The sequence below is a fragment of the uncultured Muriicola sp. genome (assembly GCF_947258935.1).
Lineage (GTDB): Bacteria > Bacteroidota > Bacteroidia > Flavobacteriales > Flavobacteriaceae > Muriicola.
Map to the genome: position 1 here is coordinate 1 of NZ_CAMYKH010000147.1, position 2034 is coordinate 2034.

A 2034-nucleotide genomic window follows, 5' to 3' on the forward strand; every position below is an offset into this window, starting at 1 on the left:
ACCGGCAAGTCCGCCTTGAACGATCACCGCCTGCGCATTAAATTGTGAAACGTATTTGTTTAGGAATAGACCTAACTCCTCTCCCCATAGCTCGAATACCTTTCTTACTTCATGATTGGTTCTGGCCAGTTCGGTGGCTTCCTTAGGCTCTCCCCGAAAACCAACACCAGCAAGTCTGGACTTCAGACCTCGAATGGAAAACACCTCATCCGCCCTTTTATTTTCCCATAAACAATCATAAAGCAGATTTTCAGGGATCCCCTTTCCCGCATATTGAGGTTCCCCTTTAATTATATAGGCGGAACCAATACCCGTGCCTAGCGTTACTCCCAAAAGTCGTTCATATGGCTTTCCAGCACCATATAAGGCTTCTCCCACAATAGCAGACTCCCCATCATCTCTGAAAGTAATTGGGTAGTCTGTGGATACCCTTTCCAAAAGCAGTTCTTTGAGGTTTATGCCATAAATGGCTTCGTACTTACCTTGATTTGGGCCCATATAACTTATACCCATTGTATGATCGAAAGGTCCTGGCATAGAAAAGGCAATACCACTAATGTGGTTTGCAGCGGTATAACCATTGATAATATCCGAAAATGTGGTGATTATAGTTTCACTGTCCCCTTTACTATCGATAGGAGTTGTTCTTATGTCTTCTACGGTTTCACCGCTAACAAGGCCACTTTTAATGGATGACCCACCAACATCCATAGCTAATATGTCATTAAGTAAGTTCTTACCTTCTTTTCGGACCTTCTTTTCCATCTTCATTTCCCAAATATATGTCGGATTAAAAATCTAAGTAAGACTTTTTGCAAACTCCTCGGCAGCAGCCTCCAAATTTTTATAGCTCGATTTTAAGGCCACTTCCAAATTAGGCATATCCTTTGAGATCGCTACAGTATAGGCCAGCCCCAATTTTCTGGCTGTATTCTCAGAGATATCAATAACTCCACAAAAAGCCGCTACTGGAATTCCTTTATCTTTAGCCGAATTCAATATTCCCTGTAATGCTTTACCCGATAGGGTCTGATCGTCTAGTTTTCCTTCCCCGGTGATGATCCAGTCCGCATCGTTAATATTGGCATCAAATTGCGCCATTTCCTTGACCAATTCAATCCCGGAGGTTAATTGAGCCTTTAGGAAAATGCTTGCTGCGGCGCCCAGACCCCCGGCGGCTCCTGCCCCGGCGATCTTCTGTACATCAACTTTAAATTGTTTCTCAAGGATCTTAGCAAAATTTATTAACCCTTCATCTAACAGGACTATTTCTTCATCAGTTGCCCCTTTCTGCCGGGCATAAACATATGCCGCTCCGCTTGGGCCGTAAAAAGGATTAGTTACATCACAGGCAACTTTAACTTTTATGTTGCTGAGCGCAGTATCTAAACGTGAATCATCAATTTTCGAAACATAGATCAGATTACCTCCGGTTGGCAAAAGTGTTTTTCCTTCCTTGTCCAGAAAGCGAAAACCCAGGGCTGAGGCCATCCCCATCCCGGCGTCATTTGTGGCGCTGCCCCCTATGCCTAAAATAATTTCTTTTGCCCCCTTTTCTATGGCGTCTGCGATAAGTTCACCGGTTCCCAAAGTTGTGGTTTGCATGCAGTTTTTTTCAGGGTCCTTTAAAACTTTAAGTCCGGAGGCTTCGGCCATCTCTATATAGGCAGTTTTCGTAAAGTCGGAATACAGGTAGGAAGCAAGTACAGGTCTGAATAAAGGATCGTTTACGGTTACTCTTACCGTATCGGCTTTCAGATAATAGCGCACCACATCTATAGTGCCATCACCGCCATCTGCCATGGGCATTTTAATGATGTCGCAATTTGGGTACACCTTTCTCAGGCCATTTTCCAGAGCCTCACAGATCTCGAACCCTGTTAGAGAACCTTTGTATTTATCCGGGGCGAGTACGAATTTCATGAAGCTGAATTAGGCTATCAAATTAGGAAAGAAATAATAAACGATACCAATGAAAGCCCACTAAATAAAAATAACTGTGTTGATCCTGCAAAGCTCCCTGCAGTAAACGGA

2 protein-coding genes are annotated in these 2034 nt (G+C 43.6%); both read right to left on the bottom strand.

Annotated elements, in window-relative coordinates; genetic code table 11:
* A partial coding sequence (locus Q0X72_RS13755) for an ROK family protein (protein ID WP_297766579.1) occupies positions 1–771 on the bottom strand: 771 nt, incomplete at its 3' end.
* 27 nt (positions 772–798) lie between these two features.
* Complete coding sequence (locus Q0X72_RS13760; protein ID WP_297766582.1) at positions 799–1923, bottom strand: glycerate kinase; 1125 nt, start codon at positions 1921–1923, stop codon at positions 799–801.
* Between the last annotated feature and the right edge of the window lie 111 nt (positions 1924–2034).